Below are 22,857 nucleotides of genomic sequence, written 5' to 3'. Positions count from 1 at the left end.
ATGGCGGTGCCACCTATACTCATTGGAGAATACTAATATATCAGCCTTCCCGCCCATGAAAACACTCGCTGCATTCTGGATCCTCGTCGCCACCCTGTTCGCGCCTGTCCTGGCGCAGGACCTGCGTCCGCCTTTCCTGCTGACGGGGGCGCTGAGCCGCGACAGCCAGGACCTGTCGGGCCAGTGGACCTATTCAAAGGATTTGTACCGCACCGGCCTCACCGACATCAACGGCTGGGTCGCCAAGTCGCGCATGCAGCGCTACCGCGACATCGACGTGGCGGCCAGCGAAGCCAAGGGCGGCGCCGACTTCTTCGAATTCGACCTGGACCGCGGCCCCACCATCAACGTCCCGGGCGCATGGAATGCGGCAGCGGCCGAGTTGCGCTACTACGATGGACTGATCTGGTTCCAGCGCAAGTTCAGGGCAGAGGCCCCGGCCGGTAAGCGCGCCTTCCTGCGTTTCGAAGCGGTCAACTACCGCGCCTATGTCTACCTGAACGGCAAGGAGGTGGGGCGCCACGAAGGGGGCTTCACGCCCTTCGTGCTGGAAGTGACGGAGGCGCTGCGCGCCGGCGAGAACCGCCTGGTGGTGGGCGTCGATTCGACCCACGACGCGCAATCGATCCCGACTTTCATCACCGACTGGGACCTGTACGGCGGCATCACGCGCCCCGTACGCCTGATCACGACGCCGGCCACTTTCATCGACGACGCCCACATCGGCCTGCGCCCGGACGGCCGCATCACGGGCGAAGTGCGTCTGCAGGGGCCGCAGGCGGCCAACCAGGCGGTCAGCGTGGCGATTGGTGCACTTGGCACCGCGCGCGCCGTCACCGGCGCCGACGGCCGCGCCGTGTTCGACCTGGCCGCACCCAAGGGTCTGGAACGCTGGTCGCCCGACAAGCCCACCCTGTACGACATCCGCTTCAGCGTCGCCGGCGACACGCTGCGCGATCGCGTGGGCTTTCGCACCATCGCGGTCAAGGGCAACCAGATCCTCCTGAACGGCAAGCCGCTGTGGCTGCGCGGGATCTCGCTGCACGAAGAGGAGTTCGGCCCCAACCCGGCGCGCAACATGTCCGAGCAGGCTTCGCGCGCGCTGCTGCACGAGATCAAGCACGGCCTGAACGGAAACTACGTGCGCCTGTCGCACTACCCGCATTCGGAGACGACGGTGCGCCTGGCCGACGAGATGGGCCTGCTGGTGTGGAGCGAGATTCCGGTCTACTGGACGGTCGACTGGGACAACCCGGCCGTGCTGCGCAAGGCGCTGGCGATGCAGGCCGAAACCATCTACCGCGACCGCAACCGCGCCGCCGTGATCCTGTGGAGCGTCGGGAACGAGACCCCGGTGTCGCCCTCGCGCACGCGCTTTCATTCCGCCATGGCGGACAACGTGCGCCAGCTCGATCCGAGCCGTCTGATCAGTGCGGCCCTGCTGGTCAAGCATGACGGCGAAGGATCGAGTATCCAGGACCCGCTGGTCGACAAGCTCGACGTGCTGGCAGTGAATACCTACGCCGGGTGGTACGGCTCCGATACGCTCGACGCCGTCGCAAAGCTCAAGTGGAAGGTACCGGCGGACCGGCCCCTGATCCTGTCCGAATTCGGCGCCGACGCGCTGGCCGGCTACCGCAACGACGGCATGAAGAAATTCACCGAGGAGTACCAGGCCGAGTACTACCGCAAGACCCTGGCGATGGCGGAGAACATCCCGACCCTGCGCGGCATGTCGCCCTGGATCCTGAAGGACTTCCGCTCGCCGCGGCGCGAACACCCGGTGTTTCAGAACGGCTGGAACCGCAAGGGCATCCTGTCCGAGACCGGGATGCGCAAGCAGGCCTTCGGCGTGCTGGCCGACTACTACGGCAACAAATAAGCCCGTACCCTGGCGCCGTCCATGACCGGCAGGCTTGCCGGCGTCACCGGCGAGCGGAGACCGTCATGACGGGTACTTCGGGCCGGTGGTGACGAACACGCCGCCCTGCAGGAAGGTCGTCAGGTCGCTCGGGTCGGGATACGCGAATTGCTCGGACGGCTTGTCGGGGAACTGGGCCGAGCTGTCCTTTGCCAGGAAGGCCAGGTGGCGCGAGTGGTGGTCGTCCCACCAGCGGCCTGGATTGTCCGACACGCCGAAGGCGATGGTGTGCCCGACGCGCGGCGTCAGCAGCGAGCGGCGCAGCAGTTCAAGCAGGTCGTCCAGGCTGAGCCAGGTGACCATCTGGCGGTGCGTGGCGGGTTCTGGGAAGCAGAAGCCGATGCGCAGGCAGACGGTCTCGATGCCGAAACGGTCCCAGTAGTAGCGCGACAGGTTCTCGCCCCAGACCTTCGACAGGCCGTAGTAGCCGTCGGCACGCGTCGGCATGGCGGCGTCGACCCGCTCGCTGGTCTGGTACATGCCCATCGTGTGGTTACTGCTGGCGAAGACCACGCGCCGGATGCCCAGCTTGTGCACGGCTTCGTAGAGGTTGACCATGCCGAGGATGTTGGCCTGCATGATGGGTGCGAACTCGACCTCGGTCGAGACACCACCGAAGTGCAGGATCGCGTCCACCCCTTCGCACATGCGCATGACCTGCTCGCGGTCGGCCAGGTCGCACTGCACCACCTCTTCGCCGGGACCGGCGGGACCGATATCCGCCACGTCGGCGAGGCGGACGACGTCGGCGAAGGCGTGCAGGTGTTCGCGCAGGCGGCGGCCAAGATTGCCACCGGCGCCGGTGAAGAGGATGCGTTTGAATGGTTTGGTCATGATCATCGAAGACAAGGTGGAACGAAGGCACGGCGCCCATCGCGGGGCGCCGTGCCGGGAATACAGGAAGCGCTAGCGGCGCCGCACCCGGCGCGCCATCAGCAGCACGCCGGCGCCGAGCAGCCACAAGGTTGGCGCTTCCGGCAAGGGCTGGTCGCCGACACGGGCGAAGGCCGGATCGGCGAACACGTCGACCGGTCGGCCCGGCTGCAGTGCGAAGCGCAGGATGTCGCCGCTCGTGCCTTCCAGGTAGTTCAGGCTGGCGTCGAGCAGGGCGACCGACAGCGTGGTGCCGGTATCGGGGCCCGGCGCAAGGTCGAAGTCGACGGCGAAGCGCAGCACGCCGCCGAAGTCGGCCCACAGGCCGGCTTCGCTCCAGGCGCCGCTGTTGTCCAGCACCAGGCCGCCGGACGCGTCCCCGCTCGCGCTGCCGAGCGTGAAGTCCGGTCCGGTGAAGGCGCCTTCCAGCAGCGACACCCGGGCCTGGGCCGCGGCCGCGTCGCCCAGGCCCAGGAACAGGAAGTCGAGGTAGCCGCTACGGCCAGCCAGGGCGGTGGTGTCGATGCGGACGTAGTGCAGGGGCCCGGCGATCGCGGATCCGGCGCCCAGGGCGAGCAGGCAGGCCAGGGCGCCGCGCAGCAGGAGATGTTTGAAGGGATGCATGCGTGGCTCCTCAGAGTGCGCCGGCGAACAGCTTCGACACGTAGTCGATCGCCGTGCGGGACGGGTTGACGAAGACCGTGGTCACGGTGGCGCTGGCGCCGGGCGCGAGGTCGGACACGGGCAGGGTGAGGGTCGGCGATCCGCCCTGTACGCCGCTGGCGTTGTCGAGCGTGACGCCCGCGCTCAGGCCGTCCAGGCGGAACAGCAGGATGCCGCTGGCCGGGGCGTTCGCCATGTTGGTGAAAGTGACCGTGCCCCGCATCTTGCCGGTCGCGCGGTCGAGGGTGAGGCCGGAGCGGGCGATCTTCATGCTGGCGCTGACGTCCCTGTACAGCGGCACCGGCGCGCTGCCTTCGAAGGCGCCCAGGTCCGGCGCCGCGCCCTGGTAGGGCAGGCCAACCTGCACGCCCTTGTCCAGCAGATCGCTGCCGCCCGCCAGGCGCAGGAAGGGCAGCACGGGCAGGCTGCCGTCCGGCAGGCGCGGCGCATCCCAGCCGTCCAGGGCGGTGCTCTGGAAGTCGGCGGCGGTCACGGACACAGGCAGGTTCCAGCTGTTGTTGGCCACGTCGGCGCCATCGATGCTGGTGGCCACGGTGCCGCTGTAGGCCAGGTTGTTGCGCAGGACGCCCAGGTTGACCGCCGAATTGGTGGCGTCCACCCCCAGCATGTTGAAGCCGGCGCGGTTTGCCACCGCCGTGTTGTTGTAGAACAGGCTGGCCACGGGGTGGTGGTTGGCGTAGAAGCCCCAGGTCTTGTTGTTGAAGGAGACGTTGTTGCGTGTGATGTGCACTGGCGCGTTGGCGAAGTAGGTTCCGCCGAAGCCGCCGATCTTGAAGCCGTTGCCGTTGCCGGCCGGGAGCGAGGTGGTGGTGCCGGGCAGGTAGCCGTGGCGCCAGGCCCAGGAGTTTTCGATGACGACCACCGATTCGGCATTGATGGTGTCGTAGCCGTCGTCGGTATTGGCCCAGGCGCGGCAGCCGCGAATCACGTTGCCGGGGCGGTTGGCGCGGATGTGCACCCCGAAGCCGTCGGCGTTCTGGCCCGGGCCGCTCTTGCTGTAGGGGTCGTAGTTGTGGTGCGAGTCGACGTTCAGCACCAGGTTGTTGCTGCCGTTCGAGATGAACAGGCCCGGGCCCATGTGGTGGTGGGTGTCGATGGTCTCGAAGGTGTTGAAGCTGCCGCTGTTCCAGACGCCCCAGGACTCGTTGTTGAGCAGGTTGCCCGGCTGCTGGGGCGCGCCCATCACCTCGAAGCCCTTCAGGTGCAGGTAGCTGGCGGTGACGTTGAAGGCCTTGACCCGGCAGTTGTCCTTCATCTGCGAGAAGTCGAAGCTCGGCCGCTCGCCCGGATAGGCCCAGTAGCGGATCGGGTTGGCCGCCGTGCCGCTCTTGTTCAGGGTGATGACGTTGACCGTGTCGGTCATGCTGGCGCAGGCGTTCAGGCCGCCGGTGTAGACGTAGGCCCCGCCGCGGAAGTACACGGTGTCGCCGGCCACGGCGCCCTGCTGGGCGCGGGCGAAGGTCTTCCATGGCGCGGCCAGGGTGCCGGCGGCGCCGTCGTCGCCGTTCGGTGCGACATAGTAGGTGGCGGCGGCGCTCCAGCCTGACGCCGTGATCAGTGCGGCCGCGAGCGCGAACCGGGTGTGACGCTGTCGAATCCTCATCCTGCCTCCGTAAGAGTTTTTATTGGGGATGGTCCGCCGGTGCTGTCGGTGCGGCCGGGACGGGATGCGCCGGGCCGATGGAGCGCCATTACCGGCTTATTCGAATCGGGTGTCAATGCGCGCCGCGCGAACGCTCACGATGTTGAGTAAATAGGAGAGGGCCCGGACAGGCGGGATAAAATGCGGAAAAATAGCGCCACTAGGCTATTAGTATGCTAGTACCTGCGCGCTCCAGACCGCGCCTGTGCAGGCGTTTTCCGACTTGAGAATGGATGCCCCAGCAATGAGCTTCGCCGACCTTCCGTTTCGCCTCGACCGTTCGCGCAACGCGACCGCGCAGGTGTTCGAGCACCTGCGCGAGCTGATCGTCAGCCTGGCCATCAAGCCGGGAACGGTGCTGGCGCGTCCCCAGCTGTGCGATTACTTCGGGCTTTCGCTCAGTCCCGTGCGCGAGGCGCTGCTGCGCCTGGAAGAGGAGCACCTGGTCGACATCTATCCCCAGCATCAGACCCGGGTGCGCTGCATCGACCTGGCGCAGGCCAGGCAGGCGCATTTCCTGCGCCTGTCGGTGGAACTCGAGTTGGCTTACGTGCTGGCGAAAGATCCCCATCCGGCCCTGGCGCGCGAGCTGCTCGGCCTGATCGAGCGCCAGCGCATCGCCCTGGCGGCTGGTGACCTGGCCAGCTTCACGACGGTCGACCTGGAATTCCACCGCCGCATGTACGAGGAAGCGGCGGTGCCCGACCTGTGGTCGATGATGCGCAGCCGTAGCGGCAACCTGGATCGTCTGCGCCGCCTGCACCTGCCCCTCAACGGCAAGGCGCAGTCGATCCTCGACCAGCACGCGCAAATCGTGCACGCCATCGGACGTGGCGATGTGGCCGCGGCGCAGCAGCACGTGCGCACCCACCTGTCCGGCACCCTGAACGCGATCGACGCGCTGCGCAGCCGCTATCCCGAGCTGCTCCTGCCGGCCGACTACCAGGCCGCGTCCATCGCCGCCTGATCGCTGCACGCCATTCTGTCCTGCACCCGCCGGCAACGCCCCGCCAGGAGCGCGTGGGCGCAATCCTTGCACGGTTCCGGTGCATTTCAGCGACAAAACCGCCAAACGATCAGCCGCTTGATCGTTTGCGCACTGGTTTCGATCAGCTTCGTGATTCTTTCGATGCTCGATGGAATGCCGCATCTTTACGAACATAGAATTGATTTCAAGGCCACGCAGCACACCAAACAACAGAGCCCATGGAGACAATTCGATGAATCGAGCAACGATTGGCACGCAAGTGCTGCATCCGACCCGCTGCGCCCGCGCAGTCGCCGCAGTGGTCGCCCTCCTTGCCGCACACGCCGTGCAGGCCCAGGAAAACACGCAAGCACCGGCAACGCCGGCCAGCGCTTCCCAGCCCACCGCCACCGGTGATGCGCCCGCTCCGGCCGTGGTCCGCATCGCCGGCACCCGCCAATCGGTGGCCTCCGCCATCAACCGCAAGAAGAACGCCGGTACGGTGTCGGATTCGATCGTGGCCGAGGACATCGGGCAGTTCCCGGACAAGAACGTGGGCGAGGCGCTGTCGCGCGTCACCGGCGTGCAGCTGTCGCGCGATTTCGGCGAAGGCTCGACCGTCGCGATCCGCGGCGTGGAACCGGACCTGAACCGCATCGAGATCAACGGCATGTCGGTGCTCGGCACCAGCGGCGGCGCCGGCCGCGGCGCGGAGCTGCGCGAGCTGGCCTCGGAGCTGATCGGCTCGATCGACGTCTTCAAGGGCATCACCGCCGACATGACCGAAGGCGGCGTGGGCGGCACCGTGCAGATCAAGACGCGCAAGCCGCTCGACTTCAAGAAGCGCACCATCGGCACCAGTCTCGCGGCCGAGCACTCGACCTCGCGCGGCGGCGTACAGCCGCGTCCGAGCCTCTACATGGCCGACAAGTTCCTGGACGGCAGGCTGGGCCTGATGGCCAACTTCGTCTACGACAAGGTCCTGACCCAGAACGACTATGCGCGCAATACCTCGTGGCGCTTCCTGCAGGACTGGGACGGCTCGGCCGAGAAAACCGTCACCAGCACCGATCCGGCGGTCGCCGCGGTCAACAGCGCCGCCGCCTGCGCCACCTCGGGCCTGAATACGGCCCAGCAGACCGCCTGCCGCAGCCAGTGGTTCGACTACTCGCCGGGCATCGCACGCTACGGCATCTGGACCCGCGACCACAAGCGCTCCTCGGGCGAACTGACCGCGCAGTATGCCTTCACCAAGGAATTCAACGCCTGGGTCAGCTACCAGGCCAACACCCAGCGCCAGCGCCTGAACGACCGCAACTTCGGCACCGACTTCGGCGCCACCTCGCGCCTGGCGACGCCGAACCGCGCGCCAGTCTACAACGCCGCTACCGGCGTGCCGACCACCGCCGGCACCTGCACCACGCCGACCGGCGCCACCCCGGGCATGGTGGTACAGAACCACCACGTGACCGAATACACCGTCGGCTCCTGCCTGTATGTGGCGGGGCAGGGCGGCCAGGGCGCCTTCAGCACCTCGGCGCGCGACTTCCAGCTCGACATCGATTCGCGCTACGCCACCTCGGGCTTCAACTTCAAGCGCGACCGCCTGGAAGTGGAAGGCCTGTTCGGCGCCTCGAAATCGAATTACAGCAGCGACAGCAACAGCATCGTGCTGACCCAGAACGCGCCCGGCCTGAAAGTGGCGCTGGGCCCGGACAGCATCCCGCGCTTCACCTTCCCGGCCGCTTACAGCCCGGACAATCCGAGCTCCTACGTCCAGGCCCAGCTCCAGTACCGTCCGAGCGAAACCGACAACAAGGAAAACCAGGCCAAGATCGACCTCAAGTACCGCCTCGATACGCCGTTCTTTACCAAGGTCTGGTTCGGCGCCCAGGCGCGCAAGGCCTCGTCCGAGCAGTACAACGGCGGCGGCTACCTGGCCAGCAACGGCGCCAACCTGAATTCGACCGCGGACGACATCAACGTGCGCGGCGCCAACGTCAACCAGACCGCGGTCTACGATCCGCTGTACACCGGGTCGGCCCAGCGTCCCAACGATGCCCAGAGCTTCATCAACTCGAGCTTCAGCACCCGCTACCTGAACGCCGCCCAGATGGCAGCCCTGGTCAGCGCCGTGCAGGGCCGCTCGCCGGGCACCTTCTTCGACGGCTACGACAAGGTGTCGGGCCTGCCTTCGAGCTGGATGACCCCGGTGTATGCGAATGCGGTGCCGTTCTTCGACACCTCGAACTTCAACCATGCCTACCTGCGCAGCGCGCCGGGCAGCGACGGCAACACCTACCCGCAGATCCCGGCCTTCGCGATCGACGAACGGATCGCCGCGACCTACCTGCGCCTGGACTACGCCACCCAGCTGTTCGGCTACGAGGTGGACGGCAACGTCGGTGTGCGCTACACCCGCACCCGCGACCGCTCCGCGGGCCTGGCGCGCTACTCGGTGCGCACGGCCACCGCGCCCGGATCGTCGACCTTTACCGACATCGTGATCAGCAACGCCGTGTCGACCGTCGAGAACACCTACAACGACGTGCTCCCGAGCTTCAACGGCTCCATCTGGCTCATCGACAACAAGCTGGTCACCCGCGTCGGCTGGGCCAAGGCGATGGCGCGTCCGCGCATGGACTTCCTGGCGCCGAACGCTACCTGTATCCGCAACAGCGGCAGCGCGCAGTTCGGCGGCGACGGCACCGACGATTGCACCGCCGGCAATCCGGACCTGAAGCCTTACCGCTCGACCAACACCGACTTGAGCTTCGAGTACTATCCGGGCCAGGACAGCCAGCTGTCGCTCGCCCTGTTCAAGAAGGACATCTCGAGCTACGTGATGGAACGCGTGCTGACCAAGGGCGTGGACCTGTTCAAGGACGGCAACCTGTGGGACGTGACCCAGGCCGTCAACGGCAAGGGCGCCACCACCAAGGGCGTCGAGATCGCCGGCCGCACCGCGCTGACCTTCCTGCCGGGCTGGCTGAGCGGCTTCGGTGTCGACGCCAACTACACCCGCATGAGCTACAAGTATGCGGCGGGTACCGAGCGTCTGAACATCCTCGACAACACGGTGCTGCCGTATCCGGGCATGTCGAAGAACGCGTACAACCTGTCGCTGTGGTATGACCAGGGCCCGATCAACGCGCGCCTGGCCTACAGCTACCGCGACCGCTTCTTCACCGGTAACAACGACGTCTCGGGCAACCCGATCTTCGAAGCCAAGACCGGATTCCTGGACGCGAAGATCCAGTACCGTTACAGCGAAAACATCACCATCGCCGTGGAAGGCAAGAACCTGACCGACGAGGTGAAGCGCACCGACGCGGGCGACAGCTTCCGCCTCAACGAACTGGCATGGTCGGGACGCCGTTACTTCGTGACGCTCTCGCTCAAGATCTGATCCTGTCGTAACGATTTCTCGTTCCGATTGCCGGTCATCGCCAGATGACCGGCTTTTTTATTGGGAGTCCCATGTTCAGTCAATCCCTGGCTGCCGGCTTGCTGGCGCTGTTGTGTATCCCGAGCTCCGCCAATCCGCTAGTGCGCCAGCGCGCCGATCCCCACGTGACGCTGCATGCGGACGGCTGGTACTACTTCACGGCCACCGTACCGGAGTATGACCGCATCGAACTGCGGCGCGCGCGCAGCCTGGACGCGCTGGGCGCCGCCCAGGCGAAGGTGGCCTGGCGCAAGCACGCCAGCGGCGAGATGGGCGCGCACATCTGGGCGCCCGAGCTGCACCGCATCGACGGCAAGTGGTACCTGTATTTCAGCGCCGGCCGTGCCGACAGGGTGTGGGAGATCCGGCTGTACGTGCTGGAAAACGCGTCCGACAATCCGCTGGAAGGGGAGTGGGTGGAGAAGGGCCAGCTGCGCACCGGCTGGGAGAGCTTCGCGCTCGACCCGACCACCTTCGTGCACCGCGGCCAACGCTACCTGGCCTGGACCCAGCGTGGGCTGGATGGCGGCAAGGCCACCAATATCTACCTGGCGCGAATGGACGGGCCGCTGGCGATCCGCCAGCCGGCGGTGCTGTTGACGCGGCCGGAATACGCCTGGGAGAAGATCGGGCACGAGGTCAACGAAGCGCCCGCCGTGCTGGTAAAGAGCGGCAGGGTGCTGCTGACCTATTCGGCAAGTGCGACCGACGCCAACTACGCGCTGGGGATGCTCAGCGCGCCGGAGGATGCGGACCTGCTGGATCCGCGTGCATGGACCAAGTCACCGGTTCCGGTCCTGCGCAGCAGCGCCGCCACAGGGCAGTACGGACCCGGCCACAACAGCTTCACCACCAGCCCGGACGGCAAGACCGACATCCTGGTCTACCACGCGCGCAATTACCGCGACATCGTCGGCGAGCCGCTGCGCGACCCCAACCGCCATACGCGCGCCCAGCCGATCCGCTGGCGCGCCGACGGCATGCCGGACTTCGGCGAGCCGGTCGCCGACCCTTGATCACCACCAGGCGGCGTAGATGATCACCAGGATCAGGCACACCACGGCCGAGCCGAAGGCGAAACCGCGCTCGACCCGGAACAGGCTGCGATCGACCTGCACCACAGTCGATGCCGGCTGCCGGCCCAGCAGGCTGATAACGGCCATCCCTAGCACGACCAGCAGGAACACGATCAGCATCCGGTCGACGAAGGGGATCTCATAGACGCCGCTGCCGTTGTTCACGGCGAAGCCGATCGGCGCCAGGAAAGACAGGTCGGCGGCCTCCGGCAGGAACTTCAGGGCCACCGACAGTCCCACGCTGGCAATCGCCGCGAACATGGCTGCGGCGCCGTTGGTACGCCGCCAGAAGAAGCCGAGCAGGAACATGGCGAGGATGCCGGGCGAGACGAAGCCGGTGTATTCCTGGATGTACTGGAAGCCGCCTTTCTTGTCGATGCCCATCAGCGGCGCGATCAGCACGGCAATCGCCATGGCGGCGACCACGCTCAAGCGGCCGATCCACACCATATGGCGCTCGCTGGCCTCGGGGTGGAACCTGGGCCGGTAGATGTCGAGCGTGAAGATGGTGGCGATGCTGTTGGCCTTGCCGGCCAGGGACGCCACCACCGCCGCGGTCAGGGCGGCGAAGGCGACGCCCTTCAGGCCCTCGGGCAGCAGCGTGAGCAGGGTCGGGTAGGCGCGGTCGGGATTCAGTTCGCCGCCGGGGCGCAGGGCGCCGCCCAGCATGCCGCCCTGGTCGAGTGCATAGGCTGCGATGCCCGGCAGGACCACGATCACCGGCATCAGGAGCTTGAGGAAGGCGGCGAACAGCAGGCCCTTGCGCGCGGTCGGCAGGCTGGCGCCCAGCGCGCGCTGGGTGATGTACTGGTTGCAGCCGAAGTAGCTCAGGTTGACGATCCACATGCCGCCGATCAGGGTGGACAGGCCCGGCAGGTCCATGTAGTTCGGGTTGTCGCGCGCGAGCACCATGTCGAAGTGGCCGCCGGCGCGCCGGAACAGTTCGCGTGCGCCGACCATGGCGCCTTCGCCGCCGCCCAGGCGGGCCACCAGGTCGAGCGCGATCCAGGTGGTCACCAGGCCGCCGATCACCAGGCAGAACACCTGGATCACGTCGGTATAGCCGATCACCTTCATGCCGCCCAGCGTGATGATGGTGGCGAACAGCGCCAGGAACAGCATGCAGGGCAGCACCCCGATGCCGACCATGCTGTCGATCGCGAGCGCGCCGAGGTAGAGGATGGCGGTCAGGTTGACCACGATGTACAGGGCCAGCCAGAACACCGCCATGACGGTGGCCACGCCGCGGCCGTAGCGCTGCTCCAGGAACTGGGGCATGGTGTAGATGCGGTTCTTCAGGTACACCGGCATGAAGAACACCGCCACGATGATCAGGGTGGCGGCCGCCATCAGTTCGTAGACCGCGATCGCCATGCCGATCCGGAAGCCCGAGCCGCTCATGCCGATGAACTGTTCGGCCGAGATGTTGGAGGCGATCAGCGAAGCGCCGATGGCCCACCAGGTGAGCGAGCCTTCGGCCAGGAAGTAGTCGTGCGACTCCTTGCCGGAGCGGTTGTGGCGGCGCCTATAGATCCACAGGCCGAAGCCGGCGACAATGACGAAGTAGATGAGGAAGACGGCGGTGTCGAGGGAGGAGAAGGAAGTCATCGGGTACGGTGTCTCGTGTTGGAACGACGTGGGCGCGTTCCTTGTTGTCCGGCCATCTTTGCATAGCCGGCTTCGCGTGCGCGAAGCCAGGCGAAATACTCATCGGTTTGATCGCTTTGCCCGGCCGGCCAACGGCTTTGCTCATGCCGCTGATTCTTTCGCCGCCAGGATGAGCGCTGCGCCGCGGAGCACCTACAATGGCCGGGGTACCACGGCACGCAGACGGCCGGGCCAACGCATACCAAAGGAGACAGCTTGCCGACCACCTCCCGATCCAGGCTTCCGGTCCTGGCAGCGCGCCTTGCCGCGCCCGCATTCGCCCTCGCCGCGGCCCTGGCCGCTAACGCTGCGGCCCAGGAACTCGGTATTCCACAGGGCTCCGGGCAGCAGGCCCGTGCCGCAAGCGCCCGGGCCGCAAGCGCCCAGGCGATCCTGATGCCCGCGCTGACCGCCGGTGCGGCCCGAGCCCTCAGCGTGCTGTCCTCGCAGGATGGCGCCAACTTCACTTCGCTCGCTTCCGAAACCTGGACGCCGCTCTCCGGCAGCCTGGCCGATCCGGCCCTGGTGCGGCACGCCGACGGGCGCTACCTGCTGGCCTACGCCAGCGGCGCCGGCAGCGTCGGCCTCGCCACATCGACGGACCTGCGCCGCTGGGACGCCTTGCGCGAAATACGCGTCGTCCCAAACGCCGGCCAGGTCGGCCGGCCCAACTGGGTACGCGGCGCCGATGGGCAACTGCACCTGGTGCTGACCGTGGCGGGCGGCGCGCATGTCCTCACGCCGGACGACAGGCTCGCGGCCTGGCCGGCGCCGGCGCCGATGCGCGGCCTCGAGAACGGTTATGCCGACACCGTGGTCGCCGCTGACGGCAAGGGCTATGTTGCGGTGGCGCGTGAAGAGCGCAGCGCAGGGCTGGTGCTGGCGCGTGCGGACAGCATCCGCGGACCATGGCGCGTCGATGCCCAGGCGCTGCCATCCGGCGTGGACGCGGGTGCGCGGCCGGCGGGGCTGGTCCGGCTGGGCGCGGCCCTGCGCCTCTACCTGCGCAGCGAGAACGGCGCGCGCGCGTGGTACGCGGACAGCGAGGACGGTGGCCGCGGCTGGAGCGAGGCGCGCCGGCTGACCGGAACCGCCGCGATGGCGTCCAGTTTCGGCGTCACGGGGGAGCCGGCGCAGGCGCTTGCCGCCGCCACTGCTGCCAAGGGCCGCCCGAAGGCGGTCGAATGGGACCAGTACTCGCTGAAGGTCGACGGCAAGCGCGTGGTGGTCTGGTCGGGCGAGATCCACCCGTTCCGGCTGCCCAATCCTGCCCTGTGGCGCGACGTGATCCAGAAAATGAAGGCGCTCGGCTTCAACGGCGTGGCCTTCTACTTCGACTGGGGCTACCATTCGCCCGCGCCGGGCGTCTACGACTTTTCCGGCGTGCGCAATGTCGAGCGCGCGCTGCAGATCGCGCAGGAGGAGGGCATGTACGTGATCGCGCGCACCGGCCCCTACGTCAACGCCGAGCTGACCGGCGGCGGCTATCCCGGCTGGATGTTCCGCAGCCGCGCCGAGGCGCGTACCGACGATCCGGTCTATCTGGCGGCGGTGGACGAGTGGATGACCCAGATTAACGCGATCATCGCACGCCACCAGGTGACAGACGGCGGCGGCAACGTGATCGCCTACCAGCTCGAGAACGAGCTGGGCAAGGTCGAGCCCAAGCACGTGCGCCAGATGGAGCACCTGGCGCGCAAGGCGCGCGCCGACGGCATCAGGGTGCCGTTCTTCCACAACGCCGCCGGGCGCTTGCCCGACTGGACGCCGAAGGACTCGAGCGCGGCCTGGGCCAATCCCGGGCCGACCGAGCTGTATGCCTTCGACGGCTACCCGGGCGGCAGCTGCGACGTGTTCGCCACCCCCGCAGGCGCCAACAAGGCGCCGGACTGGGGCATCTACGCCCAAGGGAGCGGCAAGGTCGGCGCGCTGTCTTCGCCCGACACGCCCGGCTTCGCGGCGGAGCTGGGCGGCGGCTGGTTCGACTACTGGGGCTCGAACGGCACCTATGCCTGCACCGCCGAGCGCCAGGGCAAGGGCTACCAGCGGGTCTTCTACGGCACCAACCTGATCAACCGCATCACGATCCACAATATCTACATGACCTTCGGCGGCACGTCCTGGGGCTGGCTTGCCGGCCCGGTCGTGTACACCTCCTACGACTACGGCGCCGCGATCTCCGAAGACCGCGGCCTGCGTCCCAAGGCCTATGCGCTCAAGCAGCAGGGCATGTTCGTGCAGGCGGCCGAGCAGGTGCTGGCCGAGATGGACAAGGGGCCGGAACTGGCGCCGGCCGGCGGCAAGGTGAAGGTCTACCATAACCTTAACCGGCGCCTGGGCACCCACGTGATCTTCGCGGCCCACAACCCGGCGGACGGCAAGGGCGAGGAAGCCTTCAGTGTGAAGCTGGCCACCCGCGACGGCGACTACACCATCGCCTCGACCCTGCGCGGCCAGGATGCGCGCATGCTGCTCGCTGCCTACGACATGGAGCGCCAGCACCTGGTGTACTCGACTTCGGAACTGCAGACGCACTTCCGGAACGGCGAGCGCGACATCGTGCTGCTGCACGGCCGCGACGGCATCGAAGGCGAAACCGTGCTGCGCTACGCCGGCGCGCCCAGCGTGGAAGTGCTGGCGGGGCAGGTGAAGTGGCGCTGGGATGCGGCCAGGGGCGACCTGGTGCTGAACTACGTGCACGACGGCCTGGCGCGCGTGCGCATCTCCGGCGGCGGACGCGCGCCAATGCTGCTCCTGCTGGCGGACGAAGCCACCAGTCTGCGCTTCTGGACCCAGGACACGGGCATGGGACGCGCGCTGCAGCTCACGCCGGCGCTGGTGCGTTCAGCGACCATCGCGGACGGCAAACTGGCCCTGCGTGGCGACACCAGCGAAGACAGCGCCATTGAGATCTGGGGCCCGGCGTTTGAAAGCGCCAGCTTCAACGGCCAGGACCTGGCCTTGACCCGCCAGCCGGACGGCAGCGTGCGCGCCGCGACGCTCAAGGGACCGGAGGCCGTGCGCCTGCCGGACCTGACGCGCCTGGCGTGGATGCGCCGCATGGACAGCCTCGAATCCGCGCCCGGCTTCGACGACAGCGCCTGGCTGCAGGCTGATCGTCGCCCCTCAGTGGCCCAGACCTGGACCATGCCGGAGCGCGGCCAGCCGACCCTGGCCATGAGCGACTATGGCTTCCACCACGGCGACGTCTGGTACCGCGGGCGCTTCACCGCCAGCGACCCCAAGGCCAACCAGCTGGAACTGTTCTACGGCGCCGGCGGCGCAGGCCTGATCCAGGTCTGGATCGACGGCCGCTTTGTCGGCCAGCACGAACTCGACGTGGGACGCTCCTTCCCCGAGACCACCGACAGCATCCGGCTCTCGCTCGGCGCGCTGCGGCCCGGCGAACACGTGGTATCCGTCATGGTGCGTAACAACGCGCACAACTGGAACCTGATGGCGGACGACTTCCACCGCGAGGCGCGCGGCCTGATCTCGGCCTCGCTCACCAAACGGGGCGGCCAGCGCTTCGCGATGCCGATCGCCTGGCGCATCCAGGGCCGGCAGGGCGGCGAGGAACTGGTCGACCGCCTGCGCGGACCGATGAACAACGGCGGCCTGTACGGCGAGCGCCAGGGATGGAACCTGCCTAAAAGCCCGGCGCAGGGCTGGAAGGTGGCGCGCAGTACGGACGCGCCGCCCGCGCCCGGCACCTACTGGCTGCGCACCAGCTTCAGGCTCGACCTGCCGCGCGAGCACGATGTTCAGCTGGGACTGGCCTTCGGCGACGCTAGCAAACCGCGTTCGGAGCGCGAGAACCGCGCGCTGATCTTCGTGAACGGCTGGAACATGGGTCAGTTCATCGCCCACGTCGGCCCGCAGCGGACCTTTGTGATCCCGCCCGGGATCCTGAACCCGAACGGCGAGAATACGGTGGCGCTGGCGGTGACCACCGACGGCCGCGCAGGGAACGCGCTGGAGCCGGTCCGGCTGGTCAAGTTGCGCGCGGTGCGCGGCGGGGTGGCGCTGGAGATGATGCAGTAGGTATTTACAATTTGTTGCCAAAATGAATTGGCAGATTAACGATGTTTGATATTCTGTACGGGCTGCTCCTGCAACCGTCAGTCACTCATTCGTCAATCATGCGCCTCCTGATCCTGCTTCTCGCCTTCCTGTCCGGCCTCGCCCAGGCCGGCATCCGTGCCGTCTACGAACAGGACGCCGACCCCGGCAAACTGGTCTTCGAGATCGCCGACAACGGCGATTTCCGCGCCGGGGCGCCGGACGGCCGCCAGTACCGCCTGGTGATTGGGGGCGAGGCCTACCAGGTCGCCGAGTTCGAGGGGCGGCCGGTGGTCGCGCGCCTCGGGGACATCGAAGAGGTCCTGCGCGCCAATGCGAATGGTGTCGGGCGCGGCATCATGCGCTCGCTAACCGCGCTCGCGGCCGCCACGCCGCAGCGCATCGTCCACAATGGCCCGATCGAGGTCAACGGCTGGCGCGGCGAGGTCTACAACGTGCGCGGCGCCGAGTGGGAGTTCGACCGCTTCGGCCCGATCCGCGACCCGCAAGGAGCCCCTTACTACGTGGTCAGCCGCGAACCGGCCCTGCGCCAGATCGGCCCGGCCGTACGGACCTTCACCATCGGCGAGCTGGCCTTCGGACGTCACCTGCTGGCAGAGAGCGCGGCGCGGGTGCTGGTCGACACCATGGATTACCTGGCGGCGCGCGGCACCCTGATCGAAAGCAGCGAGAACGGGCTGCAGCTGATGCAGGCCGAGCAGGCCGCGATCGACCCGGCGCGCCTGGCGCTGCCGGCCGCGCCGCTGTCGCGCGAGGCGCTTGCGACGCTAGTCCGCGAAGGACGCAGTCCGTTCCAGGCCATCGTCGCGCCCTGAGCCGTCGTTCAGCGCGACGCCATGCGCGAGGAAAGCACGACGCGTTGCGCAAAGCGGCGATCGGGCAGGTAGCTCATTTCCATGTCGTCGCCGCTCGAGCCGCGGTTGAAGTCCATCGTCACGTTGCCGTCGCCGGATGCGAAGCGGTAGGGGGCGACCGGGATCAGGCGCAAGGGCGGCTGGTCATCAATGGTGGCATCGATGTAGTTGGACGCCGTACGCACGCGCAGGTACCAGCCATTCGACATTTCGTAGGCACCGGAAATCTTTTCGGCCTGGTGGTGCTTGATGCGCTGCGGCTTGGCCGGTGCGGTCACCTGCACCGAACTGATCGGCGCGGAGTCGGCCGGGGGATAGGCGATGTTCTGGGCGCCCACGCTGGATGCGAGCAGCAGCGCGGCGGGCAATAGGAGGGTATGGGGACGCATGATCGTTCCTTCACAAAGCGACGAGAGGCCTTCGGAACAGGCGTCGCGCAGTGTGCGCGGTGTCGACCGTTGGAGTGCCGCGATGGCGTCGGTGCGCATCGCGGTGCCTTCAGTCTAGGGCGGTCTCTTCCAGCTGCAAGGGCCCGGATGCGGGCATCACGAAACTGTCTCAATTGACGCAAACGCAGAACGCGGCGAAATGATTCGATTTTCGCCGGGTACTGCTTCCAGCTGCATCATGTCAGGAAGTCTGCGACTAGCCCGCCGCCGCCACTGGTTCCAAGAGCGCTGCGCGCCATGCTGCACGGTAAGCGTCGAATCCGGCGAGCGCGCGCGGGGCCTTCGCCAGCGTGGCGCCCGGCGGCGTGGCATCACGGTAACGCAGCAGCCAGCCGCCGCAGGTGGTGCCGCTGCCGTCGTCGGAGTAGCTCAAGGCCTGCTGTGGACGAAGGCCGGCCAGCAGCGGGCCGAACCAGGGGTTGGCGGTGAAGCTGCCCTCGACCGTGATCGGTCCGCGCGCGCCGAGCGCATCGAGGCAGTAGTCGGTCATCAGGACGCAGTACAGGGTGGCGAGGGCGAAGCGCTCGCCGGCGTCGACCGGGGCCGGGCCGTCGATGCGTCCGGCTCTGCCCGCGAACGGGCCGCCGCTTTCGGCGAAGCAGGGGATGGCCATGGTCCCGCGCGCTACCAGCTGCTCGAGCTGCAGGTAGGAGCAGGCGGCCGGCTGGTCTCCCGCCAGCACGGCGAACTCGCGCCCGCCCATGAAGCGCATGCAGGCCACCGGCTGGCCCAGCGCACTGGTATTGGCGAGCATGTCCGCGTCTTCGCGCAGGCCGTCGAGGCCCGTGCCGAAGGCGGCCGCGATCATCCAGGTGCCGGTCGAGAGCACCGTGCGCGGCGCACCAAGCGTGTCGCGGCCCAGGTAGCGCACCAGCGAGGCATTGCTGTCGTGGATGCCGCACAGGACTTCGCAGTCTGATGACAGGCCGGTGGCTTCCGCCACGTCCTTGCGCAACGTACCGATCGCAGCCCACGGCGGGCTCAGTGGCGGCAGCTTGTCTTCCCAGCCCATGCGCGCGACCAGCGGCGAATAGTCCTGGTGCACCGGGTCCCACAGATCAGTGTGGCAGCCGAGCGAAGTCGCTTCGCCGGCGGCAACGCCGCACAAGCGCCAGGCCCAGTACTGCGGGTACATCAGGATGTGGCGCGCACGCGCGAACGCTTCCGGATGCTTGTGCTGCAGCCAGGCCAGCTGGCGGCCCAGGTTCAGGCCCAGCGGCAGCAGCGGCGAATAGGTGTGGGTATAAGCCGGGCGCAGGGCCGCGTAGTCCAGGCCGGGAAGGGCCGCTTCGTAGTCGAGCACCGGCAGCACCAGGCCGTCGTCGTCGACCAGGGCGGCGGTGGCGCCATGCGTGACCGGGACGATGGCGGACACGTCGGCCTGCTGCGCGAAGCCGCGGCAGGTCGCCAGCATCCACTGCCAGATGCCCTCGGTATCGTGGTGCGGGTAGGGGCCGTCCTGGAGGATCGCGTTGGGGCGGCGCGCTTCGGCGAGCTGGCGGCCGGCCGCATCGACCAGGGCCAGCTTGACGTTGGTCTTGCCGATGTCGAGAACGATGAGGGCGTCGCCCGCTGTGGCTTGCATGTCCGGTCCCCGCAATCAGTGACGGGCCGGCTTGCCGCGCAGGAGGCGCGACAGGGCGATGGTGGCCAGCAGCAGCACGCCGACCACGATGGTCATGTAGATGCCGGGGACGTTGGCCAGGGCCAGGCCGTAGGTGACGGCGCCCATGGTCAGCACCGCCAGCATTACGCCGCCGATGGTGCCGGCGCCGCCCGCGATGCTCACGCCCCCGAGGATCACCATGGTGATGATTTCGAGCTCCCAGCCGGTGGCGATGTTCGGGCGCGTGCTGCCGATGCGCCCGGTCAGCAGGAAGGCCGCAAGGCCGGCCATGGCGCCGGTGAGCATGAACAGGCCCAGGCGGTAGCGGTCCACCGCGATGCCGGAAAAGCGCGCCGCCTCCGGGTTGTTGCCGATCGCGTAGATGCGCCGTCCCGTCGACGTGGTGTGCAGCAGCACGGCGAACAGCAGGGCGAAGCCGAGCAGGATCACGAAGCTGCGCGGCACCATGCCGAAGAACACGCCCTGGCCCCAGTCGGCCATCAGCTCCGGGTAATTGGTGAAGGCCTTGTCGCCCAGGACCACGCTGGCCAGGCCCCGGTACAGCGAGACGGTGCCGATGGTGACCACGATCGAGGGCAGCATGAAGCGGGTGACCAGGAAGCCGTTCAGCCAGCCGCACAGCAGGCCGGTGCCGAGCGCCACGAACAGCAGGCTCGCCGCCGGTGCGCCCGCCTGGTGCGCCAGGCCCATCGCCACCGAGGACAGCGCCAGGGTGCCCGCCACCGAGATGTCGATCTCGCGGCAGATGATGAGCAGGGCCATCGGCAGCGCGATCAGGGCCTTCTCGCTGAAGTTGGCAGTGCCGTCCAGCAGGTTGTACGGATCGAGGAAGTGCGGCAGCGTGACGCCGCCAGCCACGAACACGGCCAGCAGCAGCAGCGCCAGCAGGCTTTCCCAGCGACCCGCCAGGTGGCGCAGGGCCGGCTTTTCCTTGTCCAGGATGGTGTAGCGGGACGTGGTCGCGGCGTCGGCTGCGGCCTCGGTCTGGGCAATGGTGGTCGCGTTCACGCGGCGCTCCTCAGGTTCTCAAGCTTGTGCAGCGGCAGGATCTGGCGGCTGCGGTGGCGGTTGCCGCGGGCATTGAGCAGCACGGCGACCAGGATCACGGCGCCGGTCAGGGCGCTCTGCCAGAAGGGCGACACCTGCAGCACCGGCAGCGCATTGCCGATCACCGACAGGAACAGCGCGCCCAGCATGGCGCCGAGGACCGAACCGACGCCGCCGGCGATGCTGACGCCGCCGATCACGCAGGCCGCGATCACGGTAAATTCGAAGCCGTAGGCGATCTCGGTATAGGCGACCGCGTAGCGGGCCACCCACAGGTAGCCGCCCAGGCCGGCGACCAGTCCCGACAGGCCGTAGGTCCAGAACAGACGTTTCGCGGTCGGAATGCCGATGTAGGCGGCGCAGTGCGGCGCATTGCCGATGGCGTACAGGTCGCGGCCGAAGCGGGTGTAGCGGGCCACGAACGCCATCGCCAGCAGCGCCCCGAGGGCGATCCACACCAGGTGCGGCAGGCCGAGCAAGCGGGTGAGCGGGAAGGCGACGAAGCCGGCCGGCATCTGGTGCGCCGAGACCCAGGCGCCGCCGGACAGTACGAACACCAGCCCGCGGTAGACGCTCATGGTGCCGAGCGTGACCACGATCGGCGGCAGCTGCAGATAGCCGATCAGCCAGCCGTTGACCAGGCCGAGCGCCAGGCCGCTGAGGGTGGCCGCCAGCATGACGAACACCAGCGGCAGCGCCGGGTTGGCGGCGGCCAGCATCGCGGCCACCATGCCCGACAGGGCCAGCGTCGACGCCACCGACAGGTCGATGCCGCGCGTGACGATCACCAGCATCTGGGTCAGGGCCAGCATCACCAGCAGGGTGCTGTCGGTGAGCAGGTTGGCGAGCGATTGCATGCTCAGGAACACGGGCGCGCGCAGGCCGACCAGCAGCACCAGCACCACCACCATCAGGGCCAGCAGGGGTTCGCGTTGTTTAAGCATGTTCATGCGGCCTCCAGTTCCACGCCGGATGCGGCCGCGACCACGGTCTCGGGCGTCGCATCAATACGCGCGAACTCGCGCACCACCCGGCCCTGGCGCATCACGACCACGCGGTCGGACAGGCCCAGCACTTCGGGGAGTTCGGAGGACACCAGGATCACGGACAGCCCGCGCGCCACCAGTTCGCTGATGAAGCGGTGCACCGCGGCCTTGGAGCCGATGTCGATGCCCTTGGTCGGCTCGTCGAGGATGATCACTTTCGGATCCGTGGCCAGCCATTTACCCAGCACCACCTTCTGCTGGTTGCCGCCCGAGAGTTCGGCGACCTGCTGCTTGAGGTGGTGGGCCTTGAGTTCGAGCTGCTCGGCGAAGCGGCGCGCCAGCTGCGCTTCGGCGCGGGCGCGGGTGAAGAAGCCGAATTTGGAGAGGATCGGGAGGCTGATGTTGTACTGGATCGGCAGCGACAGGTGGGCGCCGTGCTGCTGGCGGTCTTCCGGCACGTAGGCCAGGCCGTGCGCGATGGCGTCGCGCGGCGCGCGGAAGGCGCATGCGCGGCCTTCCAGTTTCACGCTGCCGCGCACGTTGGCGGTGAGGCCGAACAGGGCCTGCATCACTTCCGAGCGCCCGGCGCCCACCAGGCCGTAGAAGCCGAGGATCTCGCCGCGGCGCAGGCTGAAGCTGACGTCCTGGAATTCGGTCGGGTGGCACAGGCCCTGGACTTCCAGCAGCGGCGCCCCGATCTCGACTTCGGCCTTGGGGTAGGCCTGGTGCACGGCGCGGCCCACCATCAGGGCCACCAGTTCCGGCTCGCGGATGTCGGCCAGGCGGCCCTCGGCCACGAACTGGCCGTCGCGCAGCACGGTGTAGCAGTCGGCTACCTGGTAGATCTCGTCGAACTTGTGCGAGATGAAGATGACGGCGGTGCCGGCGGCCTTGAGCTGGTCGATGATGCGGTACAGCTCGCGGATCTCGCGCTGCGACAGGGCGGCGGTCGGCTCGTCCATGACCACCACGCGCGCATCCTGCGACAGGGCGCGCGCGATTTCCACGAAGTGGCGCTGGGCCACCGACAGGTCGCGCACGCGGGCGCGAACCGGCAGCGCCACTTCCAGGCGCGCGAACAGGCGCTCGGCTTCCGCCTCGATGGTGGCCCAGTCGATCCGCCTGGCGGCGCCGCGGGTCGGGTGGCGCCCGACATAGATGTTCTCCGCGACCGACAGCTCGTCGAACATCACGGTCTCCTGGTGCACCGCCGTGATCCCGGCCGCCATCGCTTCCTGCGGGCTGTTGAAGGACACCTCTTTCCCGTCGAGCAGGATGCTGCCGGCGTCCGCACGGTGGATGCCGGTCAGGGTCTTGACCAGGGTCGATTTGCCGGCGCCGTTCTCGCCGATCAAAGCCATGACTTCGCCCGGGCGGATGCTCAGGCGCACGCCGTTCAGGGCGTGGACGCCGTTGAAGCGCTTGGTGATGCCGCTCAGCTCGAGGACCGGGGCGTCATGCGCGTCGCGCAGGGGAGGGCTTGTCAGTTGGGTCACTGGCATAGGGGTGTCGCAAAATGGTGGAAGGCGCCGCGCGGACGGATCACGCGCGGC

Annotated in this window: 15 protein-coding genes; 6 read left to right on the top strand and 9 right to left on the bottom strand. The window is 67.9% G+C overall.

Going from position 1 to position 22,857, the window contains the following annotated elements; genetic code table 11:
• The first annotated feature begins 55 nt into the window (after positions 1-55).
• Positions 56-1,882: a glycoside hydrolase family 2 protein gene (locus tag GV068_RS00960; protein WP_159695575.1), complete on the top strand. Its 1,827-nt coding sequence runs from the start codon at positions 56-58 to the stop codon at positions 1,880-1,882.
• 63 nt (positions 1,883-1,945) lie between these two features.
• Here GV068_RS00960 and GV068_RS00955 read toward each other — a convergent pair whose 3' ends face one another.
• The 3 genes from GV068_RS00955 to GV068_RS00945 form a co-directional block, all read right to left on the bottom strand.
• Positions 1,946-2,755 (bottom strand): NAD(P)-dependent oxidoreductase, encoded by an 810-nt coding sequence (locus GV068_RS00955; protein WP_159695574.1) that lies wholly within the window; start codon positions 2,753-2,755, stop codon positions 1,946-1,948.
• 72 nt (positions 2,756-2,827) lie between these two features.
• A complete protein-coding gene (locus tag GV068_RS00950) occupies positions 2,828-3,418 on the bottom strand; it encodes an NF038129 family PEP-CTERM protein (protein WP_159695573.1) in 591 nt (196 codons plus the stop codon).
• Between the two features lie 10 nt (positions 3,419-3,428).
• Entirely contained in the window at positions 3,429-5,081 is a 1,653-nt protein-coding gene (locus tag GV068_RS00945; RefSeq protein WP_159695572.1) for a right-handed parallel beta-helix repeat-containing protein, read from the bottom strand.
• Between the two features lie 283 nt (positions 5,082-5,364).
• Here GV068_RS00945 and GV068_RS00940 point away from each other — a divergent pair, with 283 nt between their 5' ends.
• From GV068_RS00940 to GV068_RS00930, 3 genes are all read left to right on the top strand, one after another.
• Positions 5,365-6,087, top strand: coding sequence for a GntR family transcriptional regulator (locus GV068_RS00940; RefSeq protein ID WP_159695571.1), 723 nt, complete (start codon positions 5,365-5,367; stop codon positions 6,085-6,087).
• A gap of 253 nt (positions 6,088-6,340) precedes the next feature.
• Complete coding sequence (locus GV068_RS00935) at positions 6,341-9,496, top strand: TonB-dependent receptor (protein ID WP_159695570.1); 3,156 nt, start codon at positions 6,341-6,343, stop codon at positions 9,494-9,496.
• Positions 9,497-9,567: 71 nt separating this feature from the next.
• On the top strand, positions 9,568-10,551 hold the full coding sequence (locus GV068_RS00930) for a family 43 glycosylhydrolase (protein WP_229463579.1): 984 nt from the start codon (positions 9,568-9,570) through the stop codon (positions 10,549-10,551).
• On the opposite strand, the gene GV068_RS00925 is transcribed toward GV068_RS00930, so the two are convergent.
• Positions 10,552-12,219 carry a sodium/solute symporter gene (locus GV068_RS00925; RefSeq protein WP_159695568.1) on the bottom strand — a complete coding sequence of 556 codons (1,668 nt, stop codon included), beginning with the start codon at positions 12,217-12,219 and terminating at the stop codon, positions 10,552-10,554.
• Between the two features lie 255 nt (positions 12,220-12,474).
• Between GV068_RS00925 and GV068_RS00920 the strand changes: the two genes are divergently transcribed.
• Positions 12,475-16,302, top strand: coding sequence for a beta-galactosidase (locus GV068_RS00920; RefSeq protein ID WP_229463577.1), 3,828 nt, complete (start codon positions 12,475-12,477; stop codon positions 16,300-16,302).
• Between the two features lie 98 nt (positions 16,303-16,400).
• A complete protein-coding gene (locus GV068_RS00915) occupies positions 16,401-17,156 on the top strand; it encodes a hypothetical protein (RefSeq protein WP_159695567.1) in 756 nt (251 codons plus the stop codon).
• Positions 17,157-17,164: 8 nt separating this feature from the next.
• Here GV068_RS00915 and GV068_RS00910 read toward each other — a convergent pair whose 3' ends face one another.
• The 5 genes from GV068_RS00910 to GV068_RS00890 form a co-directional block, all read right to left on the bottom strand.
• On the bottom strand, positions 17,165-17,584 hold the full coding sequence (locus tag GV068_RS00910) for a hypothetical protein (protein WP_159695566.1): 420 nt from the start codon (positions 17,582-17,584) through the stop codon (positions 17,165-17,167).
• Positions 17,585-17,840: 256 nt separating this feature from the next.
• A complete protein-coding gene (locus GV068_RS00905) occupies positions 17,841-19,229 on the bottom strand; it encodes an FGGY-family carbohydrate kinase (protein ID WP_159695565.1) in 1,389 nt (462 codons plus the stop codon).
• Positions 19,230-19,244: 15 nt separating this feature from the next.
• Positions 19,245-20,279, bottom strand: a complete 1,035-nt coding sequence (locus GV068_RS00900) for an ABC transporter permease (RefSeq protein WP_229463575.1) — start codon at positions 20,277-20,279, stop codon at positions 19,245-19,247.
• The gene (locus tag GV068_RS00895) at positions 20,276-21,268 is read right to left on the bottom strand and encodes an ABC transporter permease (RefSeq protein WP_159695564.1); all 993 of its coding nucleotides are present in this window, start codon (positions 21,266-21,268) and stop codon (positions 20,276-20,278) included. The genes GV068_RS00900 and GV068_RS00895 overlap by 4 nt, the downstream gene beginning before the upstream one ends.
• Positions 21,265-22,806, bottom strand: coding sequence for a sugar ABC transporter ATP-binding protein (locus tag GV068_RS00890; protein WP_159695563.1), 1,542 nt, complete (start codon positions 22,804-22,806; stop codon positions 21,265-21,267). Before GV068_RS00890 ends, GV068_RS00895 begins: the two co-directional genes overlap by 4 nt.
• Between the last annotated feature and the right edge of the window lie 51 nt (positions 22,807-22,857).

This window comes from Massilia sp. 9I (assembly GCF_902506415.1).
Taxonomy (GTDB): domain Bacteria; phylum Pseudomonadota; class Gammaproteobacteria; order Burkholderiales; family Burkholderiaceae_D; genus Telluria.
Note: the sequence above shows the minus strand (reverse complement) of the source record. Positions and strands in the feature narration are given on the sequence as shown.